Source organism: Marinobacter sp. SS13-12, assembly GCF_030227115.1.
Classification (GTDB): Bacteria; Pseudomonadota; Gammaproteobacteria; order Pseudomonadales; family Oleiphilaceae; genus Marinobacter.
In genome coordinates, this window is record NZ_JASSUA010000001.1 from 2,813,635 (window position 1) to 2,832,550 (window position 18,916).

Genomic DNA, 18,916 nt, shown 5'->3' on the forward strand with positions numbered 1-18,916 from the left:
CTGAAAGATAAGATAGTCTCTCAGACCTGATTGGGCCTCATTTATGCCTCTGGCAGCCTACTCGCCGCGATCTTTGCCGGAATCCCTGAGCGGGCTGTTTGCGCTCGCCCTGGATCTCCGGTGGACCTGGCACCACGGCAGTGACGAGCTGTGGTGTGCTCTGGACGAAGAAACCTGGGAAGCCACCCGCAACGCCTGGCTGGTACTGAACAGTGTTTCCGATGACAGGCTGCAGGAGTTGGCCGAGGACCCGGCGTTCCAGAACCGCTACGAAGAGCAGATTAACGCCCACCACGAATTCGTACACGCCAATACCTGGTATTCCGACGACTGCCCCGGTGATCTCGATCAGGGGATTGCCTATTTCTGCATGGAATACGGGCTCTGTGAGTCCCTTCCACTTTATAGTGGCGGGCTTGGCGTTCTCGCCGGCGACTATCTCAAAGCGGCCAGTGATCTCGGCATACCCGTGACCGCTGTTGGATTGCTGTATCAGCAGGGGTATTTCCGCCAGGCCATCAGCACCGATGGCGAGCAGCTGGAGTTCTATCCGTACAACGATCCCACCATGCTTCCTGTTTCGCCGCTGAGGGACGAAGACGGCCAGTGGGTGAGGGTGGTTGTTCCCTTTCCGGGCAGACCTGTGCGGCTGCGGGCCTGGAAGGCGCAAGTGGGCCGGTGCCAGTTGCTGCTGCTTGACAGTAACGACCCGCGAAACGAACCCGGGGACCGGGGGATTACCAGCGAGCTCTATACCGGTGATCCGGAAAAGCGCCTGCAGCAGGAGATGGTACTCGGGATCGGCGGGTGGCGCCTGCTCAGGCAACTGGATATTCAGCCTGCGCTTTGTCATCTCAACGAAGGCCACTGCGCTCTGGCGCTGATTGAGCGTGCCTTCAGCTGGCAGGAGCAGCAGAACACGGATTTTCAGACCGCCCGCACGGCCACCAGGGCGACCAATCTGTTCACTACCCACACCTCAGTGGCCTCTGGATTCGACCACTTTTCCGCATCTCTCCTTCGGCTTTACCTGGGCCCCTGGCTCGAAACCAGAGATCTCACCGTTGAAGAACTGGTAAAGCTTGGCACTTCAAGTGCAGCACCCGGGACTGAAAACAGCGATCACAGCCTGAATATGGCGTTTCTGGCGTTGAGCATGAGCGGGCGAGTCAACGGCGTCAGCCGAATCCATCAGAAAGTCTCTCAGAACATCCTCCAATCGCTTTTTCCCCGGTGGCCGGCCGAGGATATTCCGGCAGAATTCGTCACCAACGGTGTCCACACGCCCAGTTGGGATTCTCCGGAAGCCGATGCGCTCTGGACACGAGCGTGCGGCAAAGACCGGTGGCGGCGCCCGTTACAGCTTTCATGCCCGATGAATGACGTGTCGGACGAGGAGCTTTGGCAAATGCGGCGCCTACAGCGGAGCCGTCTGGTTCGTTACCTGCGACGTCGTCTGGCGGGCCAGCATTGCGAGCAGAACCCTGGCAATAATCACGCATCGGCCTGCGGACTGTTACTGGATAATGAAACCCTGACCCTGGGGTTTGCCAGACGATTCACCGAATACAAGCGGCCAGACCTGCTGCTCAAAGACCAGCAAAGGCTCCTGGGATTGCTGGCCAGCCGGGACAGACCCTTGCAGATTGTGCTGGCAGGCAAGGCCCACCCCTATGACCACCGTGGCAAGGACATGATCCGACAATGGAAGGCGTTTTCCCGCCGCCCGGATGTGGAAGGCAAGGTGGTTTTTATCGAAGACTACGATCTTGGCGTTGCCAGCCAACTGATACAGGGCGTGGACGTATGGCTGAACTGCCCGCGGCATCCCTGGGAGGCTTGTGGCACCAGTGGTATGAAGGTGCTAGTCAACGGCGGGCTGAATCTTTCCCAGTACGATGGCTGGTGGGCCGAGGCATGGAATAGCGATGTTGGCTGGGCCATCCGCCCCGGAGCCACCTTCGAGGAGCTTGGCAACTCAGGCGAACACGATCTGTCAGATGCCGACGAACTCTTTGATCTGCTGGAGCTTGAGGTTATCCCCGCTTTCTACGGTGTCGACAACGAGGGCATCCCCCGACAATGGTTGCAGCGAATCCGGGCCAGCATGGACCAGCTGACCGCGACTTATTCGGCCAACCGGATGGTGCGCGAGTATGTTGAAGGGTTCTATTTGCCGATGATGGAGCAGGGGAAGCAGCGTACCCCGGAAACAGCGGCAGCCATCGTGTCCGAGTACCGGGAAATCCTCAGGCATTGGCCAAGACTGAGGTTCAGCGCCATCAATGCCAGTGAGTCGGAGGGCGGCCAGACCTACACCGTAGAAGTCTATCTGGATGGTGTTGATGAGCAGCGTGTTACCGTGGAACTAGTGGCGGAGGCTTCCACATATGGGCCGGGAATGGTCACCGAAATGGCCATGAAGCACCCTCTCGCCGGATCAGCCCACAGTTACCTGTATGAGTGCAGGGTACCGTCACGCCCTGACGGGCACTACACTCCGCGCCTGCGGGTCAGGGATGAGCGCCTGAATCTGCCGCTGGAAAATTCCGCCGTACTGTGGCTGAAATAAGTATCAGCTGCGCCAGAACGCCGGTGAAAGCACAATCACCACACTGAGAATCTCCAGACGCCCCATCAACATACCCACAGACAGAATCCATTTGGCAGTTTCGGGCAGTGGCGCGAACGTGCCGGCCGGGCCAATGGTGCCACCGAGGGCGGGCCCCACGTTAGTGAGAACCGTCAGAGCTCCTGACAGGCTGGTGATGAAGTCGAGCTGCAGCGCTGCCAGAGAGATCGTAATAATGAGCAGGCACAGCAAAAAAATGAATGTGTAAGCGATCATTGAGGAGATGATTTCATCACTCACTGCGCGGCCGTTATAGTTCCGGGTGAATACGGCCCTGGGGTGCAGCAGCCGCATCAGCTGTTCCCGCAATACGATGAGCGAAAGCTGAAACCGGAAAATCTTCATCCCGCCGGCCGTAGATCCGGAACACCCGCCCACAAACATAAGGAAGAAGAACAGAACGAAAGCCAGGGGGCCCCAGGCGGAGTAATCCTCGGAAGCATAGCCGGTTGTTGTGACCACCGAAGTCACATTGAACAGGGTAGATACGTAGCCGTTTATCAGATCAAATTCCGCAGGGGACACATACCAGCGATAAACGGTTAGCAGTGCAGGAATAACCAGCAAAATGGTCAGAAACAGGCGTACCTGTTGGTCACGAAAAAGCACCCCATGCTGGCCGTGCAACTCGCGTACAAACAGGAAAAAAGGCAGGCTGCCAATCATCATGAACAGCGTTGCCTGCAGCAGGATCAGGTTTGAATCAAACTTGCCCATGGACAAATCCGAGGTGGAGAACCCCCCGGTGGCTATGCTGGTCAGGCCATGGTTGAAGGCGTCAAAAAGGCTCATTCCGGAGAACGAGTATGTGGTTACGGCAATCACCGTAAACCCGACGTAGACAAAAAGCAGGCCGCGACTGAGTGTTTTCATTCGAGGCAGAGCCTTGTCTGTCCATTCGGACGACTCTGTTGCGAACAACCGCATGCCCCCTACGCGCAAGAACGGCATCACGGCAACGAACATGCCGATAATTCCGATACCACCAATCCACTGCAGTATCGAACGCCACAGCAGGAGATCCTGGTCCATGGTGTCGAGGCCGGTGAGCACGGTTGCGCCAGTGGTCGTTATGCCGGAGGTGCCTTCAAATACCGCCTCGGCTGGTGTCAGCCCCAGGTCACTGAGATAGAAAGGAATAGACGAGAGCAGGGCGATGATGAACCAGCTGGAAACGGTGAGCACAAACATGTAGCGGGGCTTGAGATCCCGCGCCTGACGGTAAGTCGTCAGTATCCCCAGCAGGCCGACCCCGAAACAGATAGAAGCAGATTCCGCAAACGCCATCGCATTCGGCGCTTCAGAATTTGCCAGAAGAAGCACGGGCAACACCATGAAAATACTCAGAAGTATAAACATGACGCTGATGATGAAGATTACGGGGTTCAGGTTTCTCAAAGGATGCTCAAGCCGGCTGAACAAAGAGATCGCGACAGAATACAGGCGGCATAGCGCTTTCGCAAGGCAGAACCCCCGAAGTGTCAGGGCCTTACCGGTTAATTAAATCACTGTAAATTCCGCGTAAATCGGGACCCTCCGGCTGGTGTTTGGCGTCTGGCTGGTGCAACTTTCGTTAGTGAGTGTGGTTATACAACCCAAAAGGAGTATTGAGCATGAAGAAGCCAATTGCACTGATGTTGGGCCTTGCCTCGGTTTCGGCGCTGGCCGTTTCCCAGACTGCGACCGCTGACATGTACAAGTCCGGTGGTGGCAGCCTGTATGCCGGCCTGAACTACAGCTTTATCGACATTGAAAACGGCCGTGACGAACTGGACGTTGGCGCGCTTTCTGCCAAGGTAGGAGGACTGGTATCGCCATTCTTCGGCCTGGAAGCCCGTGCCGGCTTCGGTGTTGATGACGATCGCCATAGTGGCGTTGATTACTCACTGGACAACTTTTTCGGGGGTTACGCTACTCTTAACCTGGCGAACGAATCCCCGGCGACACCCTATCTGGTATTCGGCTTCACCCGTGTTGAACTGGAAGCACAGTCAGTTTTGGGAACAACAACCGAAGACGAAACCGACTTCTCGTACGGTGCCGGTGTCAATGTCGACATCACCCCGGAAGTGGCTGGCAACCTGGAATACATGCGTTACTATGACAAAGATGGCGCTACCGTTGACGGCCTTGGTCTCGGGGTAACCTTCAGCTTCTGATTCGGTTAATTCCCGGCCTGGTTTTCTGGCGGCAGCTGCCTGTTTGCAGCCAGAATTCCAGGAGCCCATTTGAATCATCTCGCCCATCTTTTTCTCGCCCCTGACAGCCCCCAGGCTCGTGTTGGAAGCCTGCTCGGAGATTTTGCCCGGGGCGTCGTTGCCACGGAGCTGCCGGCCGAGGTCAGGGAAGGGCTGTACCATCACCGTGCGGTGGACGCTTTCACCGATGGCCACCCGGAAGTCCTCGCCAGCAAACGGCTTTTCTCCACGCAACGGCGCCGTTTTGCCGGTGTCGCACTGGATATTCTTTACGATCACTATCTGTTAAGAAACTGGAAACTCTTCAGCCATGTGGAATCTGATACCTTTATTGACCAGGTATACCGGGAGCTTGATGCCAATTCCTCATTGATGCCGGAACCCATGCAACGGGTGACACGGCAGATTGTGCGTCACGACTGGTTCCACTCTTATAGGGATCTTGAAAATATCGGATACGCTCTGGACCGCGTGGCCGGTCGTATCCGGTTCAGAAACGCGTTCAGCGGAATTATTGAAGAAATCGAGGAACACGACGAAGAATTGGAGCGCCGTTTTTTGCGATTTTTTCCCGAACTAAGACACTTCGCCAAAGAGGACCCATAATGCTGGCAAAGTCCGTGACGTTTATCGCCGCAGCGCTGCTCCTGAGCCCTGCAACACTCCTGGCTGATGCTCATAATGAAGAAAGCAGCGTCCCTGAACGACTCGGGTTTGTAGAGTGGGTGGTACTGGAAGAAACCGGCCTACGCCTGAAAGCTCGCCTGGACACTGGAGCAAAAACGTCATCCCTGCATGCCATTAATGTAGAACCCTTCGAAAAAGACAATGAAGAATGGGTGAGTTTCCAGTTGCCGCTGGCTGATCATCAGGATCAGGAAGATGCGGACGGAGCCAATCTGGAGGAGGTTATTCTTGAATTCAGCCTGCCTGTAGAACGTACCGTGAAAATCAAACGCAAGGGCGCGCCATCCCAGCGCCGTTACGTGGTCAATATGGAGTTCTGCATTGCCGGCACAACGCACAGCACCGAGTTTTCGCTTACAGACCGCGGCAAGTTTTCCTATCCTGCACTTTTGGGGCGTCGATTCATGAGTGATGACAATATCCTGATCGATTCGTCAGATGCTTTCCTCGCGGAAAAAGAGTGTGAACACAAGACGCTGGCTGAACTGGCCGACAAACACGTAGACTGAGCCGGCCTTTGCAGTCTCCATGTAGTCATATTGGCACTATTAGTATACACTGATACCATCCTGAACAGGCTGAAGAAACGTAATTGGGTGGTATCAACTATGACAAATGCACAGAAGCTCGAACCCGTTGAGAAAAGCAGAGCCCCCGGCGTTGGCCTGAAAACCGTGTTCACGATTCTGGATCGCTGGGGCTGCACGCCGGAGCAGGTTCAGAAAATTCTGCAGATATCACGACCGGCATACTACAAGTACCGTAAGAACCCAGCGCAGGCCAACCTGACCCACGACCAGATCGAGCGTCTGAGCTACCTGGTGAACATTCACGGGTCTCTGCGGATGATCTTCGAGAATCCGAAGAACGTTTACGGCTTTATGGGCCTGAAAAATGATAATCCGTATTTCAATGGCAAAAGCCCGCTGGAGGTTATCAGCACCGGCCAGTTCTCAGCGCTCTATGAAACCTTCAAACGTATCGACGTTCTGCGCGGAGGCCTCTGGTGAGCCAGGAGTCGCCGCCCCTCATCAGACTGGACGCTGTGACCGGGTATCGCCTGATCAACTCCAAATTCCCACCCATCAGCCTGTTTGACGATGTGGCCGATGAGGACGAATTCGAGGCCCTGTATGAACTCCAGGCGATGACCAATCCCCGTTTACAGACAGAGCTGGGAAACCTCAACCTGGTGCGAAAAGAAGACATACCTTTCGGGATCCCCGGGTGCTCTTACGCCACCGGCCCGTTTACCCATGTCAACCCAGAAGGTAGCCGCTTCAGTGATGGCCAGTACGGAGTTTTGTACATGGGTGACAGCATTGATACCGCCATTGCCGAAGTTGCCTATCACCAGTCGCGCTACTGGCAGGGCGTTCATGGCCTGGACTACGACCGACTGGTTTTCCGGGGGCTGAAATGCAAGGTAGCGCAGACGGAGCTCCACGATGCCACGACGATCTCCTTTGAAGATCCTATCTACGACGCCAACAGTTACACTGCTTCACGGAGTTTCGGGCGCAAACTTTACCAGGCAGGTTCCGAAGGGCTGCAATATCACTCAGTCAGGAAGCCCGGTGCAACCTGCTGGGGACTGTTCACGCCCAGACACGTTCGCAGCGTCATCCAGAGTGCGCACTATGAATTTATATGGAACGGCGAGGAAATCAGTTCAGTGAACAAATTCACCCGGGCATGAGATTACTGCCATTACCCCTGATCTAGCCGCCTCCCAGTGCGGCTTTTTCCATTTCAAGATAAACGCGATAGGCGTTGGCCTTGTTGGACGCATCGAATGCCGGCAGGTTCTCATAGCGGGTCCAGTCCGTCCGCTCATAGGCATCCTCGAATTCGATCCACTCCTCGACTGCAGCCCCCATGCGGCCCCGGACATACGCCAGATAGTCATAGGTGAAGTTGAGAGCCTCCATGGCGTCTTCGGATGCCTTGCCGTGGCCGGGTATCAGGATTCGGGGATTCAGTTCCCTGACCTTATCAATGGCGTTCATCCAGTTACCGGTGTCCACCTCGGAGCTGGCTAGGTATGGAACCCGGTCATTCTGGATAATATCACCGGAAAAAAGAACACCGGCAGGCTCAACCATCATCAGGCTGTCATCCGGAGAGTGGGCGGGCCCTGCATGCACGGCACGGAACCGGTAACTACCGGATTCCAGCACCGTTTCCTCCTTAAAAGTGACATCGGGGGCAACTAACCTGGTGCTATCGTCTACCCAGGGAGAGAGCGCCTGCCGACGTTGTTCGAGGCGCTGGCCGGCATCCGGGCTGTTGACATAAACACTGGATGCTTCCTGAGCGATGACCTCTGCTTCCGTCAGTTCCCTGAACGCCTGGAGCCCGTACACGTGATCCGCATGATAATGGCTGATCACCACATGAGTAATGGGTAATTCCGTAATTTCGCGTATTTTATCGACTATTGCTGCACCAAGGCTTGGCGTTCCCAGGGCATCGAACACCACCACGCCCTTTTCGGTGATTACGAATCCGGCATTGGCCGTAAAACCTTCGTTCTGCTCTCCCGGCACCCCGGGATGGCCTGAAAAATAGAAAACGTTGTCCACGCTCACGGGCTCTGCCTCAAATGGAATCGTGAGTGGCGGATATTCCGGCGTGGATTCGGCAGCCAGCGTTCCTGAACCGATCAGCATTGCGGCAGCCGTACCGGCGGAACTGACAAATATTTTAATTCTTTTTGCAGCATACATTTCGGATTCTCCTTCAATTTTTTGCGACCTATAAGTGCCTGTATTGGCCATGTTTCACGCTGTAATAACAGTATCCAAAAGCCGGTTATACCCACGAAGGTCTAATGAATCCGTATTCAAAAACCACTTGTAACCTGATCGCGAGGGGTCTATAACAAAAGTTATATCCTTATAACAGAAACAACAAGACCGTTCGTCAGTTCCATACTGAAGTGTCGGCCGACTGCCCCCAGAGGGTATCGAAGGAGGAGAAAATAATATGTTCGGCAAACTCCGCCGACTCGACCGGGATGTATCCAGACTAGCCCTGGAAGAGTCAGAACGCTTACCCTCAGCAGAACGCAGACGCTTTCTCAGGAATGGCCTGTTTACTGCCGGTGGTGCCATGGTTGGAGGTGCCCTTGCAGGCATCGCTCCGAAGGCCCTGGCAGCGACGCAGTATCCGCCAGAGATTCCATCCTGGACCCGAACTCTCGGGCCAGGTGTGGTTGCCGATCCGTATGGTGTGCCGTCTCCGTTCGAAAAGGAGGTCATCCGCCGGAACGTACCCTGGCTGACCGCCGACAAAGTCTCGTCAATCAGTTTTTCCCCACTCCAGCACCTGAAAGGCATCATCACTCCGAATGGTCTTTTCTTCGAGCGCCATCATGCCGGCCGACCGGAAATCGATCCTCAGCAACACCGATTGATGATTCATGGCCTGGTGGAACGACCGATCATTCTCTCCATGGACGATCTGCAACGGTTCCCCAGTGTTTCCCAGATCAACTTTATCGAGTGTCCGGCCAACGGCGGCATGGAATGGCGTGGCGCCCAGCTCAACTCCCTCCAGTTCCTCCACGGCATGGTGAGCTGTGCCGAATGGACCGGTGTTCGGCTGTCCACACTGCTGCAGGACGTCGGCATCAAAACGGAAGGCAAGTGGGTGCTGGCAGAGGGCGCAGACGGAGCCGCCATGACCCGGAGTATTCCACTCGAGAAAGCCCTGGATGATGTCATCGTGGCTTATGCCCAGAACGGTGAGGCCCTGCGCCGCGAGCAGGGCTACCCGATCCGTCTGGTGGTCCCGGGCTGGGAAGGTAATACCCATGTGAAATGGCTGCGCCGGCTGGAAGTGGGCGACAAGCCCTGGATGCAGCGCGAGGAAACGTCCAAGTATACGGATCTGATGCCTGATGGCACGGCCCATGGCTTTACCTGGGTAATGGAAGCCAAGTCGGTCATCACCTCGCCGTGCCCCGAAATGCCCCTGCGTGGCAAGGGCATTCACCAGATTGAAGGGCTGGCATGGAGCGGCCGCGGCAAGGTGAAAGCTGTGGATGTTTCGGTTGATGGTGGCCAGAACTGGCAGCAAGCCCAATTGCGGGAGCCGGTTATGTCCAAATCGCTGACCCGGTTTTCGCTTGAGTGGAAGTGGGATGGCAATCCGGCACTGCTGCAATCCCGGGTCATTGATGAAACCGGGTATGTGCAACCGACACTGGGCCAGCTCAGGCAGGCTCGCGGCACCAACTCGATCTATCACAAGAATTCGATCCAGACCTGGAAAGTCAACGGCGACGGGGGTGTGGTCAATGTTCAGCTTTCATAAAACACCACGCCTGCTTGCCAGTACCTGTTTCGGCATCCTTCTGGCTGCAACGCCCGTTGCCGGTTCTGCAGAGCAGGCCGGGTACTACGGGTACGGGGAATCCCCAACCGATGAACAGATCGCCGCCTGGGACATCGATATCCGCCCTGATGGCACCGGACTGCCCGAGGGCAGCGGTACCGTCGATGAAGGCATGGCCGTTTACGAAACCCATTGTGCCTCTTGTCATGGTGCCTTCGGAGAAGGCATGGGGCGCTATCCCAAGCTTGCAGGCGGCGACGGCAGCCTCGCCGAAGACCGTCCGGAAAAGACGGTGGGAAGTTACTGGCCGTACGCCTCGACGCTCTGGGACTACATCCACAGAGCGATGCCGTTCTTTGCCCCCCAATCGATGTCAGATGACCAGGTTTATGCGCTGACCGCCTATGTCCTGAATCTCAATTACATCGTGGACGGGGACTTTGTTGCCAATAAAGAGACGCTCCCGAAGGTAGAGATGCCCAATCGCGATGGCTTTATCTGGGATGATCCGCGGCCGGTCGTGAACAACGAGCGCTGCATGAAGGATTGCAAAGACGAGGTGGCGGTGTCCGACTCGGCGGAAGGCAAGAACCTCACACCAAGCACCACCGGCCCCCTCGACGAGGGGCTCATAGAATAATGGCTGACCAGGAGGAAGGCGTGATGCGAAAAGCGTTAATTTCCGCGTGCTTGACCACACTCGCACTGAGTACCACTGCACCGGTGTTTGCCGAACCGACCCAGGCTGACATTAACCGGGGGAAGGAACTTGCTTTCAGCCGGACCGATGGTAACTGCCTGGCCTGTCACCAGATGGATGACGGCAAGTTGACCGGCAACATAGGCCCGGAGCTGGCAGACATGAAATCCCGCTTTCCTGACCGGGAACTGCTGTTCAAACGCGTCTGGGACGAAACCCAGTTCAACCCGATGACGGTAATGCCGCCATTCGGACGACACATGATCCTGAGTAAACAAGAAATAAACCGGATCATTGATTACCTGTACACGCTCTAAATGCTGAGGAGGAGTTACCGTGACTGACCAAAGGCGAAGAGGCTTTTTGAAGGGGATGCTGGGCATAGGGGTTGCCGGCTTTGCGCTGGGTTCCGGCATCGTGCCATTGAGAGTCGAGGCGGCTGCCGCCCCCGATGCGTCCGGCTGGCCGGAGAAGGCGTTCAGTACGCCGGGGGTGGATGAAACCATTGCTGAACTGTACGGCATGGAAGCGAGTGAATCCGATCAGATCACCCTGGATTTACCGACCATTGCGCAGAACGGCGCGGTGGTGCCGGTGACTGTCGAAACCACACTTCCGAACGTGACCGGCATGGCGTTGCTGGTAGCGAAGAACCCCAACGCCCTGGCAGCCTATTTCGATATTCAGGAGGGTGCACTGCCGTTCGTGTCGAATCGCCTGAAGATGGCGGAGACGACGGATGTGGTGGCCGTGGTGATTTCTGACGGCAAGGCTTACAAGGCCTCCCAGAACGTGAAAGTGACCGTTGGCGGCTGCGGCGGCTGACAGCTAACCGGACAGGAGAACAACAATGGCGTCCAGTATCAGAGTTCGTGCAGTAGAAAGTAGTGGTGTCACATCACTGAAAGCCCTGGTTCGACACCCGATGGATTCAGGGTTTGTTAAGGATTCGGAAGGTAATGTCATTCCGGCCCACTTCATCAAGGTTCTGACCATTTCCCATAAAGGCAAAAATGTATTTGTTGCCAACTGGGGGCCGGCAGTGTCCAAGGATCCGTTCCTGGAGTTTCGATTCAAGGGCGGAAAAAAGGGCGACGAGGTCACCATCAGCTGGGTCGATAACGAGGGCGAAAGCGATTCCACCACCGCAACGATCGGCTGAAGATTGTCGGCGCACAGGTACGCCCTGAATCGCCGAACAGGAGGATTGGACATGCTTAAAGCGAAAATCATTCTGGTCGCTCTCGGGGCGGCGCTGGTAGTGCCACAGGCACTGGCGGGCTCGACGCCGGAGGAAGACCGGAAAGAAACCGTTGAATACTTCAAGCAGATGTTCCCGGACGTCGCGATCGAAGAATTCGTCAATGGCCAGTACGCACTGGACGAAGACCGCCGCAGCCAGTGGGAATCCATGCAGGATTTTCCGCCCTATGAGTTTGCCGTTGCTGAAGGTCAGGAGATGTTCGAGACGCCATTTGCCAATGGCAAGACCTACGCCAGCTGTTTTGATAATGGTGGCATCGGAATTCGTCAGAACTATCCGTACTTCGACTCCGGGAAGAATGAAGTCATCACCCTTGAGCTCGCCATCAATCGCTGCCGCGAAGCCAATGGCGAGAAACCCCTGGGATGGAAGAAAGGGGCGATCGCATCGATTTCCGCTTACATGGCGTCCACCTCCCAGGGCAAACCCATCAATATCAAGGTTCCGGATGACCCCGATGCGATGGCTGCCTACCAGGACGGCAAGGAATTCTATTACAGCCGCCGTGGCCAGCTGAACTTCTCCTGCGCCAGCTGCCATGTCCAGAATCCGGGAAAATGGATCAGGGCAGACCTGCTGTCGCCGACCGTGGGGCAACCGGCAAACTTTCCGGTACACCGGTCCAAGTGGGGCGAGCTTGGTACGCTGCATCGCCGTTTCGCCGGATGTAACAACAACGTACGCGCGGAGCCGTTGCCGGCACAAAGCGAGGAATACCGCAATCTCGAGTATTTCCTGACCTACATGAGCAATGGTCTGCCCGTGGTCGGACCGGCAACCCGGCCTTAGTCAGCAATGTAAAGGGAGAATCGCAATGAACAGGCTTTTACTGACAATTGGCATCCCGCTTGCGTTGTCTGTGCCGATGGCCGCCCAGGCCGGCCCCGAAGAAGACTTCGATGAGGTCTATTCCAGGGCCCAAAGCACTCATCGGGACGCCGGTACTTTCCAGTGGACTGTCACTTCGGACCGGCTGAAGGCAGCAAAGTCCGCCGCCGACAACGGCGAGCATGAGCAAGCTAAAGCCATGGCCAACGAGGCCTTGAAGCTTGCCGAAGAGTCCGTCGCACAGCGCAAAAAGCAACAGGAGGTCTGGCGCAGCGCCGCCATAGGTAACTGACCCTGTAGGCCTGACAAGACCGGCTTTGTTTCCGGCACGGAACCGGGGCAGCCGGCTAGCTCCGATAACGACAACAAAGGAGAGTGCAGTGACAATTTCCCGCAGAGACTTCCTGATGGCAATGCAAGCGGCCGCTGTTGCCGGGCTCGTTCCGAAACTTGCTTTGGCCAAAGGCGGCGAGGGACTGTACGACGCACCGAAATTCGGCAATGTTCGACTGCTTCATCTGACCGATATTCACGCCCAACTGTTACCGGTGCGTTTCCGTGAACCCAACGTCAATCTGGGAATTGGTCCCAGCAAGGGCAGGGTGCCGCACCTGGTCGGAAGTCACTTCCTGGATCATTTCGGAATTCCAACCGATACCCGACGCTCCCACGCGTTCACCTATCTCGATTACACCGAGGCAGCCGAGGAGTACGGCAAGCTGGGCGGTTTCGCCCATCTCAAGACTCTTATTGATCAACTGAGAGAGCAGGCTGGAGCCGGTAACTCGCTGCTGCTGGACGGCGGCGATCTCTGGCAGGGCTCCGGTACCGCATACTGGACCAACGGCGAAGATATGGTAGAGGCCAGTAATCGCCTTGGCATTGATATCCTGACGGCACACTGGGAATTCACCTATCCCGAAGAGCAGATTCGCAAGAATCTCAGTGCCTTCAAGGGAGAATTCCTGGCCCAGAACGTTTTCCTGTCCGATGAAGCCATGTTCATGGGGGCTGAGTCCTACGACGAAGCCAGCGGAAGGGTCTTCAAGCCTTATACCATCCGCGAGCTTGGTGGAAAGCGCGTTGCGATCATCGGCCAGGCGTTCCCATATACACCGATTGCCAATCCGTCCTATTTCATTCCTGACTGGCGCATGGGAATCCGGGAAGGCGAGATGCAGGCGCTGGTGAATGAGATTCGTGAAAACGAAAAGGTAAACGCGGTCGTGGTCCTTTCCCACAATGGCATGGACGTGGACCTCAAAATGGCAAGCCGTGTAACCGGCATCGACGCCATCCTGGGCGGCCACACCCATGATGCCGTGCCGCAGCCCACGGAAGTGAAAAATCCGGGCGGCACCACCCTGGTAGGCAATGCCGGTACCAACGGTAAATATGTTGCCGTACTGGACCTGGATATCGGGAATAACGGTGTCCGGGGCTATGAATACAAGCTGTTGCCGGTCTTTTCCGACCTGATCACACCCGATGCGGACATGGCCAGCTTCATCCAGGATGTACGGGCGCCGTACATGGACAAGCTGGGCGAAAAACTCGCCATCGCTGACGACCTGCTTTATCGCCGTGGCAACTTCAACGGCACCATGGACCAGGTGATCTGTGATGCCCAGAGAAAGGTTCTTGATGCCCAGATTTCCCTGTCACCGGGATTTCGTTGGGGGACGAGTGTTCTGCCGGGTGACGCCATCACCATGGACGATGTCATGAACGCCACGGCCATCACCTATCCGGAAACCTATGTCCGGGAAATGTCGGGTGCCGACCTGAAACTGATCATGGAGGACGTGGCTGACAACCTGTTCAACAAGGATCCTTACTACCAGCAGGGCGGTGACATGGTGCGTGTCGGTGGCATGGATTACACCTGTGATCCGACAGCCAGCATGAACGGCCGGATCTCGGATATGCGCCTGGATAACGGCGAGCGGATAGAGGCCAGCAAAACGTACAAGGTCGCTGGTTGGGCCACCGTAAATTCTCGGGCGCCCGGCCGGCCAATCTGGGACGTGGTTGCTGACTACCTGAGGTCGGAGAAGACCGTCAGGATCGACAAGTTCAACACACCGACCCTCAAGAATGTCGCTGGCAATCCGGGGATTGAAGACTACGCAGGATAAGTGATGAGCAGACATTTCGTTGGCGGATCCATAACAGTGCTGCTGGGCCTGGCGGTCCTTGTCGCGGCGGGCACCCTTCATGCTGAGCCGATGAGCGAGAGCAAGCCATTTGCCGAGAAATTCCTGCTCCTTCAACTGAGTGATGGTGAGCCTGAAAAGCAGAACAAGGTGCTCAGCGTTGCTGCCAACCTGCTTGAGTACTATGGCCCGGACACGATCGATATCGAGATAACCACGTTCGGGCCGGGGGTACGCCTGATGTATGCAGACAACAGCCGGCGGGAAAAAATCACCAGCCTTATGGCCCAGGGCGTCCGGTTCACCGTGTGCATGAACACCATTAATACCATCGAGAGAGACACCGGGAATCGGCCGGTTCTCCATCCTGAAAGCATCCCGGTCGATGTGGGGGTTGCCCATATTCTGGACGAGGTCGAGAAAGGCTATGTTCTCGTTCGCCCATGATCGTCTGGCCCTGAAAAGGAAGCGTGCCATGAAGACCAAGCTGTCAAAATCCTTAATGTTTGTCTCAGCCCTTGCCGTCACCGGTATTGTCTCCGCGCAGGACAGCGACCAGCCGGTGATGGTCCAGATCAAGAAACTCTCCATGGATACCGCCCTGACCATCGCGAAAACGGCAATCGACACCTGCCGGGAGCAGGGCGTGCAGGTCTCGGTCACGGTAGTGGACCGGGGCGGGCATCCCCAGGTGGTATTGCGGGACGTACTTGCCATGGATTTGTCCCTGGAAGTCAGCTACCGGAAGGCCTACACCGCCATGACGTTTACCAGCCCGACCTCGGCCCTGGAAGACCGCTTTACCGGCCCGTTTTCTGTCGGCAAGGTCGAGAAGGTACTGCTCTCGGCCGGAGGAGTGCCCATCCAGGCAAGCGGTGAAACCATCGGTGGTGTTGGCGTCAGTGGCGCACCTTCCGGCGAGACTGATGAAAACTGCGCTCTGGCAGGCGTTGCCGCCGTGGAAATGGACCTCGAGATGGCGTCTTTTTGATCCTCCTGTATTGAAAAGGAATGGTGATCAATATGTTGCGTGCACCAATCAAAGCCCTATGCCCGTTATTCCTGCTTCCGTCCATAGCTTTAGCGGCGTATCCGGATGCGGTCCAGGTACTCGTTGATGAAGGTCTCAAGGTGGAAGCCAGCTTTGAGGCTCCGGGGGGTGTAAAAGGCTTTGTCGGCCGCAGGAATGGACAACCGGTGTCCCTTTACCTCCTGCCGGACGGCGAGCACCTCGTCGTAGGCAGGATGGTCGACGGCTTCGGCCAGGATCTCAGCGCCGAACACATCAGAAACTGGCTGCCCCAGCCGGATTTGGCCGGAGCCTGGCAAAAACTCGCAGATGCGGCCTGGGTCTCCGAAGGCCCCAGTGACGCCAAGCGTATTGTCTATGTCTTCTTCGACCCCAATTGCGGCTACTGTGTGACGTTCCGCGAAAAGGCCCGGCCTTATCTGGAGCGGGGCATCGAGCTACGCCATATCATGGTCGGCATCATTCAGCCCTCCAGCCTGGCCAAGGCGGCCAGCGTTCTGGGTGCAGAGGACCCACTTGGCAGACTTGATTTCCATGACAGCCAATTTCCCAAAGACTGGCTGGAGTCCGATGAAAATGTACCGCAGGGTCTGCGCAAGCAGATTCAGAGCAACAACCGCTTGATGGAGAGCCTGGCGATAGCAGTCACGCCATCGGTCTTCTATAAAGACCCGGATGGGGAAATACGCAAGATCGTTGGGCTGCCTGATGACTCGGCATTATCCGAGGCGGTTTTCAGAGCCCCGGATTAGCCTGGACATTCGTTCCAGTGTGTTCGAAAGAAGGAGAATAACAATGGGCTTTCGTGGGCTGTTTCTGGCTTTACTGATACTGCCGGGATTTGTTGCTGCTAGCAGCGACATTCCGGACCGACTGGAACTCACCAAGGTATCGGATCGGGTCTACTCGGCAATAGGGGCGACCGCTCCGGGCACTTACGAAAATCACGGTCATAACAACAATCTCAGTTTCATCATCACGGAGGAGGGTGTGGTGGTGTTTAATGGCGGTGACAACTACCTGCTGGCGAAGTCGTTTCACAATTCGATTCGCAGCATCACCGACAAAGACGTCAAGTACGTGGTGAATGAAAACGCCCAGGGACATTCCATGCTGGGCAACAGTTACTGGCGGGACCAGGGCGTACCGATCATCGCCCAGAACGAGGCGATCCGGGAATTCGAACATCAGGGTGACACCAAGCTGGCGTCCATGCAGCGCAGGAACAAGGATAAAGCCGAAGGTACTTACGTTGCTGTGCCCGATATCGGGTTTGAGGAGCGATACGACCTGGCTATGGGGGACGTCAATATCGAGGTGCACTATTTCGGTCCGGGGCATGCACCGGGCGACCTGGCACTCTGGGTGCCCGAGGAAAAATTGCTGATTACCGGAGATCTTGGTTTCCACCAGCGTTTGCTCGCTGTTTTCGAGGATACCGATACTGGCTCATGGGTCGAGTCGTTCGACAAGATGACAGCTAAGCTGGACCCGGAGATTGTGATCCCGGGGCACGGTAAGCCGACCACCATGGATGTGGTTACCAAAGAAACCCGTGGTTATCTGGTGTTCCTGCGGAACGCCGTTAAGGAAATTCTGGAGCAGGGGGGTGGACTGGACGATGCCTATAACATAGACCAGTCCCAGTGGTCCTACCTGGATACCTTCGAGGAGCTTGCTGGTAAGAATGCAGGGCGTGTCTATCAGGATCTGGAATTTGAATATTTCTGATGTTCAGTCGAACCTGCCGAGTGGAAGTACAGGCCGGGGGCAATTCAATTGCCACCGGCCTGATTAAGTTACGAGTTTACGGGAGGTTCACTCTGTTTCTGAACGCATATCCAGAATCCAGTTCACCAGCTTTCTTGCCTCCTTCTCACTGACTTCAGCACGAGCGTCCATTTCAGGCATCTTTGCTGAACCCCAGTGATCCTCGCCACCTGTCAGAACGACCTGAACAAGTTTGTCTGCATCGTTCTTTGTATATTTCTGGGCGATGCTCTGGAAAGACGGCGACCGAGGTACTTCGTCACTGGTGGTGTGACAAGCCATACACTGTTTTTCTTCCGCCAGTTGCATAGTTGTTTTACCGTGGGAATCTGCCATTGCTGCTGCAGAACCAAGGCAGAGGCAGCCCGCAAGCGCGGTTGATAAGATTGTCCGTTTCATATTGGCTTCCTTTCGTTCGATCATAAATTTATCGTTCGAGATTACTGCCAATGGTTTAGACCAATACTGCCACCTCTTTAATCAATTTAGACTAAGAAGCATGGCCATTCTAGAAAAATCGGAAAGGAGATCATTTGCACCAAGCTACCGGGGTTGAACATAAGAGGGGTTGGTTAATAAGCAGACAGTTGCTGTTGATTGCCCTGCTGTGGCTGGTAAATGTCCCGGGCTACTCCAGCATGAGAGTTGCGTGCCCTGTGCCGGGCGTCACCGTGTTTAGCGAACGAGCGGATGAGGGCGAATTGGCGTGCCAGGCGGTTGGTAAAACACTGACATTTATGCGGCGCCAGGGCTTCCGCGTCGATACTGAGTTTACCATCGATCTGGTCGATCGCCCCCTGAGCCTGCATGGCACGGAAGTGAAGGGCACCTACGATTCCAGGAGCTTTCAGATTGAGGTTCCCAGCTTCCCCCAGGCGCAAATGATGGCGCAACGCCGTCCGCCATTCCGGATGAGTATGAGCCATACGATGTGGCAGAGCTTCGTGGCCCACGAGGTAGCTCATGCGGTTGCACAAGCCAACTTCCAGGTGTCGAAACCTTCGCTCGAGGCACATGAATACATCGCCTATGTAGTACAACTCGCAACTCTTCCCGAGGCGATTCGGCAGCAGTTATTGGCCGCATTCGATAATCCGGCTTTCCAGCATGAAAGACAGATCAGTCGGGTTTTTCTGCAGCTCTCCCCGGAAATCTTTGCGGTGAAAGCCTACCTGCACTATGTTGCTCATGACCCTACACCGGAATTTAGGTCCATTTAAAACTGGAAAATCCGGCATGATAGAGCCCTGAGCAGGAGATCATGCCATGAAGCGATCCCGTTACACCGAAGAGCAGATAGCCTTCGCCCT

General features: G+C 55.9%; 22 protein-coding genes. 19 read left to right on the forward strand and 3 right to left on the reverse strand.

Annotated features, from left to right (window positions below):
- Positions 1-43 precede the first annotated feature (43 nt).
- Positions 44-2,572: an alpha-glucan family phosphorylase gene (gene glgP, locus QPL94_RS12855; protein ID WP_285357781.1), complete on the forward strand. Its 2,529-nt coding sequence runs from the start codon at positions 44-46 to the stop codon at positions 2,570-2,572.
- A gap of 3 nt (positions 2,573-2,575) precedes the next feature.
- Here glgP and QPL94_RS12860 read toward each other — a convergent pair whose 3' ends face one another.
- A complete protein-coding gene (locus tag QPL94_RS12860) occupies positions 2,576-3,991 on the reverse strand; it encodes a TrkH family potassium uptake protein (RefSeq protein WP_285357782.1) in 1,416 nt (471 codons plus the stop codon).
- Positions 3,992-4,245: 254 nt separating this feature from the next.
- Here QPL94_RS12860 and QPL94_RS12865 point away from each other — a divergent pair, with 254 nt between their 5' ends.
- The 5 genes from QPL94_RS12865 to QPL94_RS12885 all read left to right on the forward strand — a co-directional run bounded on the left by QPL94_RS12865 (position 4,246) and on the right by QPL94_RS12885 (position 7,216).
- Positions 4,246-4,791, forward strand: a complete 546-nt coding sequence (locus QPL94_RS12865) for a porin family protein (protein WP_285357783.1) — start codon at positions 4,246-4,248, stop codon at positions 4,789-4,791.
- A 69-nt stretch (positions 4,792-4,860) separates the two neighbouring features.
- Positions 4,861-5,436, forward strand: coding sequence for an acyl carrier protein phosphodiesterase (locus QPL94_RS12870; RefSeq protein ID WP_285357784.1), 576 nt, complete (start codon positions 4,861-4,863; stop codon positions 5,434-5,436).
- Positions 5,436-6,026, forward strand: a complete 591-nt coding sequence (locus tag QPL94_RS12875; RefSeq protein WP_285357785.1) for an ATP-dependent zinc protease family protein — start codon at positions 5,436-5,438, stop codon at positions 6,024-6,026. Before QPL94_RS12870 ends, QPL94_RS12875 begins: the two co-directional genes overlap by 1 nt.
- Positions 6,027-6,125: 99 nt before the next feature.
- Positions 6,126-6,527: an antitoxin Xre-like helix-turn-helix domain-containing protein gene (locus QPL94_RS12880; protein WP_137434438.1), complete on the forward strand. Its 402-nt coding sequence runs from the start codon at positions 6,126-6,128 to the stop codon at positions 6,525-6,527.
- Entirely contained in the window at positions 6,524-7,216 is a 693-nt protein-coding gene (locus QPL94_RS12885; protein WP_285357787.1) for an RES family NAD+ phosphorylase, read from the forward strand. Before QPL94_RS12880 ends, QPL94_RS12885 begins: the two co-directional genes overlap by 4 nt.
- A 22-nt stretch (positions 7,217-7,238) precedes the next feature.
- On the opposite strand, the gene QPL94_RS12890 is transcribed toward QPL94_RS12885, so the two are convergent.
- The gene (locus QPL94_RS12890) at positions 7,239-8,246 is read right to left on the reverse strand and encodes an MBL fold metallo-hydrolase (protein ID WP_285357788.1); all 1,008 of its coding nucleotides are present in this window, start codon (positions 8,244-8,246) and stop codon (positions 7,239-7,241) included.
- 259 nt (positions 8,247-8,505) lie between these two features.
- Here QPL94_RS12890 and soxC point away from each other — a divergent pair, with 259 nt between their 5' ends.
- The 12 genes from soxC (at position 8,506) to QPL94_RS12950 (ending at position 17,567) form a co-directional block, all read left to right on the forward strand.
- The gene (gene soxC / locus QPL94_RS12895; protein ID WP_285357789.1) at positions 8,506-9,837 is read left to right on the forward strand and encodes a sulfite dehydrogenase; all 1,332 of its coding nucleotides are present in this window, start codon (positions 8,506-8,508) and stop codon (positions 9,835-9,837) included.
- The gene (locus tag QPL94_RS12900; protein WP_285357791.1) at positions 9,821-10,498 is read left to right on the forward strand and encodes a c-type cytochrome; all 678 of its coding nucleotides are present in this window, start codon (positions 9,821-9,823) and stop codon (positions 10,496-10,498) included. The genes soxC and QPL94_RS12900 overlap by 17 nt, the downstream gene beginning before the upstream one ends.
- Complete coding sequence (gene soxX / locus QPL94_RS12905) at positions 10,498-10,875, forward strand: sulfur oxidation c-type cytochrome SoxX (RefSeq protein ID WP_285357792.1); 378 nt, start codon at positions 10,498-10,500, stop codon at positions 10,873-10,875. Before QPL94_RS12900 ends, soxX begins: the two co-directional genes overlap by 1 nt.
- 19 nt (positions 10,876-10,894) lie before the next feature.
- On the forward strand, positions 10,895-11,383 hold the full coding sequence (gene soxY, locus QPL94_RS12910; RefSeq protein ID WP_285357793.1) for a thiosulfate oxidation carrier protein SoxY: 489 nt from the start codon (positions 10,895-10,897) through the stop codon (positions 11,381-11,383).
- A gap of 25 nt (positions 11,384-11,408) precedes the next feature.
- Positions 11,409-11,720: a thiosulfate oxidation carrier complex protein SoxZ gene (gene soxZ, locus QPL94_RS12915; protein WP_285357794.1), complete on the forward strand. Its 312-nt coding sequence runs from the start codon at positions 11,409-11,411 to the stop codon at positions 11,718-11,720.
- A gap of 51 nt (positions 11,721-11,771) precedes the next feature.
- Positions 11,772-12,611 carry a sulfur oxidation c-type cytochrome SoxA gene (gene soxA, locus QPL94_RS12920; protein ID WP_285357795.1) on the forward strand — a complete coding sequence of 280 codons (840 nt, stop codon included), beginning with the start codon at positions 11,772-11,774 and terminating at the stop codon, positions 12,609-12,611.
- Between the two features lie 25 nt (positions 12,612-12,636).
- Positions 12,637-12,942, forward strand: coding sequence for a hypothetical protein (locus tag QPL94_RS12925; protein WP_285357796.1), 306 nt, complete (start codon positions 12,637-12,639; stop codon positions 12,940-12,942).
- Between the two features lie 88 nt (positions 12,943-13,030).
- On the forward strand, positions 13,031-14,788 hold the full coding sequence (gene soxB, locus QPL94_RS12930) for a thiosulfohydrolase SoxB (protein WP_285357797.1): 1,758 nt from the start codon (positions 13,031-13,033) through the stop codon (positions 14,786-14,788).
- Between the two features lie 3 nt (positions 14,789-14,791).
- The gene (locus QPL94_RS12935) at positions 14,792-15,253 is read left to right on the forward strand and encodes a DsrE family protein (protein ID WP_285357798.1); all 462 of its coding nucleotides are present in this window, start codon (positions 14,792-14,794) and stop codon (positions 15,251-15,253) included.
- A 28-nt stretch (positions 15,254-15,281) separates the two neighbouring features.
- Positions 15,282-15,797 (forward strand): GlcG/HbpS family heme-binding protein, encoded by a 516-nt coding sequence (locus tag QPL94_RS12940; RefSeq protein ID WP_285357799.1) that lies wholly within the window; start codon positions 15,282-15,284, stop codon positions 15,795-15,797.
- 32 nt (positions 15,798-15,829) lie between these two features.
- Positions 15,830-16,588, forward strand: coding sequence for a thiol:disulfide interchange protein DsbG (gene dsbG, locus QPL94_RS12945; protein WP_285357800.1), 759 nt, complete (start codon positions 15,830-15,832; stop codon positions 16,586-16,588).
- Positions 16,589-16,631: 43 nt separating this feature from the next.
- Positions 16,632-17,567 carry an MBL fold metallo-hydrolase gene (locus tag QPL94_RS12950; protein ID WP_285357801.1) on the forward strand — a complete coding sequence of 312 codons (936 nt, stop codon included), beginning with the start codon at positions 16,632-16,634 and terminating at the stop codon, positions 17,565-17,567.
- Between the two features lie 87 nt (positions 17,568-17,654).
- Here QPL94_RS12950 and QPL94_RS12955 read toward each other — a convergent pair whose 3' ends face one another.
- On the reverse strand, positions 17,655-18,029 hold the full coding sequence (locus tag QPL94_RS12955) for a c-type cytochrome (RefSeq protein WP_285357802.1): 375 nt from the start codon (positions 18,027-18,029) through the stop codon (positions 17,655-17,657).
- Positions 18,030-18,199: 170 nt separating this feature from the next.
- Here QPL94_RS12955 and QPL94_RS12960 point away from each other — a divergent pair, with 170 nt between their 5' ends.
- A complete protein-coding gene (locus tag QPL94_RS12960; RefSeq protein ID WP_285357803.1) occupies positions 18,200-18,826 on the forward strand; it encodes a DUF6639 family protein in 627 nt (208 codons plus the stop codon).
- The last annotated feature ends 90 nt before the right edge of the window (positions 18,827-18,916 follow it).

Bases quoted from the DNA above. Each gene is read 5' to 3' on its own strand.
- soxX (WP_285357792.1), top strand. From the start codon at position 10,498: ATGGCTGACCAGGAGGAAGGCGTGATGCGAAAAGCGTTAATTTCCGCG.
- QPL94_RS12955 (WP_285357802.1), bottom strand. From the start codon at position 18,029: ATGATCGAACGAAAGGAAGCCAATATGAAACGGACAATCTTATCAACC.
- QPL94_RS12950 (WP_285357801.1), top strand. From the start codon at position 16,632: ATGGGCTTTCGTGGGCTGTTTCTGGCTTTACTGATACTGCCGGGATTT.
- QPL94_RS12875 (WP_285357785.1), top strand. From the start codon at position 5,436: ATGCTGGCAAAGTCCGTGACGTTTATCGCCGCAGCGCTGCTCCTGAGC.
- soxA (WP_285357795.1), top strand. From the start codon at position 11,772: ATGCTTAAAGCGAAAATCATTCTGGTCGCTCTCGGGGCGGCGCTGGTA.
- QPL94_RS12880 (WP_137434438.1), top strand. From the start codon at position 6,126: ATGACAAATGCACAGAAGCTCGAACCCGTTGAGAAAAGCAGAGCCCCC.
- QPL94_RS12860 (WP_285357782.1), bottom strand. From the start codon at position 3,991: ATGTTTATACTTCTGAGTATTTTCATGGTGTTGCCCGTGCTTCTTCTG.
- QPL94_RS12865 (WP_285357783.1), top strand. From the start codon at position 4,246: ATGAAGAAGCCAATTGCACTGATGTTGGGCCTTGCCTCGGTTTCGGCG.
- soxZ (WP_285357794.1), top strand. From the start codon at position 11,409: ATGGCGTCCAGTATCAGAGTTCGTGCAGTAGAAAGTAGTGGTGTCACA.
- glgP (WP_285357781.1), top strand. From the start codon at position 44: ATGCCTCTGGCAGCCTACTCGCCGCGATCTTTGCCGGAATCCCTGAGC.
- QPL94_RS12935 (WP_285357798.1), top strand. From the start codon at position 14,792: ATGAGCAGACATTTCGTTGGCGGATCCATAACAGTGCTGCTGGGCCTG.
- dsbG (WP_285357800.1), top strand. From the start codon at position 15,830: ATGTTGCGTGCACCAATCAAAGCCCTATGCCCGTTATTCCTGCTTCCG.
- QPL94_RS12925 (WP_285357796.1), top strand. From the start codon at position 12,637: ATGAACAGGCTTTTACTGACAATTGGCATCCCGCTTGCGTTGTCTGTG.
- soxC (WP_285357789.1), top strand. From the start codon at position 8,506: ATGTTCGGCAAACTCCGCCGACTCGACCGGGATGTATCCAGACTAGCC.
- QPL94_RS12940 (WP_285357799.1), top strand. From the start codon at position 15,282: ATGAAGACCAAGCTGTCAAAATCCTTAATGTTTGTCTCAGCCCTTGCC.
- QPL94_RS12890 (WP_285357788.1), bottom strand. From the start codon at position 8,246: ATGTATGCTGCAAAAAGAATTAAAATATTTGTCAGTTCCGCCGGTACG.
- QPL94_RS12900 (WP_285357791.1), top strand. From the start codon at position 9,821: ATGTTCAGCTTTCATAAAACACCACGCCTGCTTGCCAGTACCTGTTTC.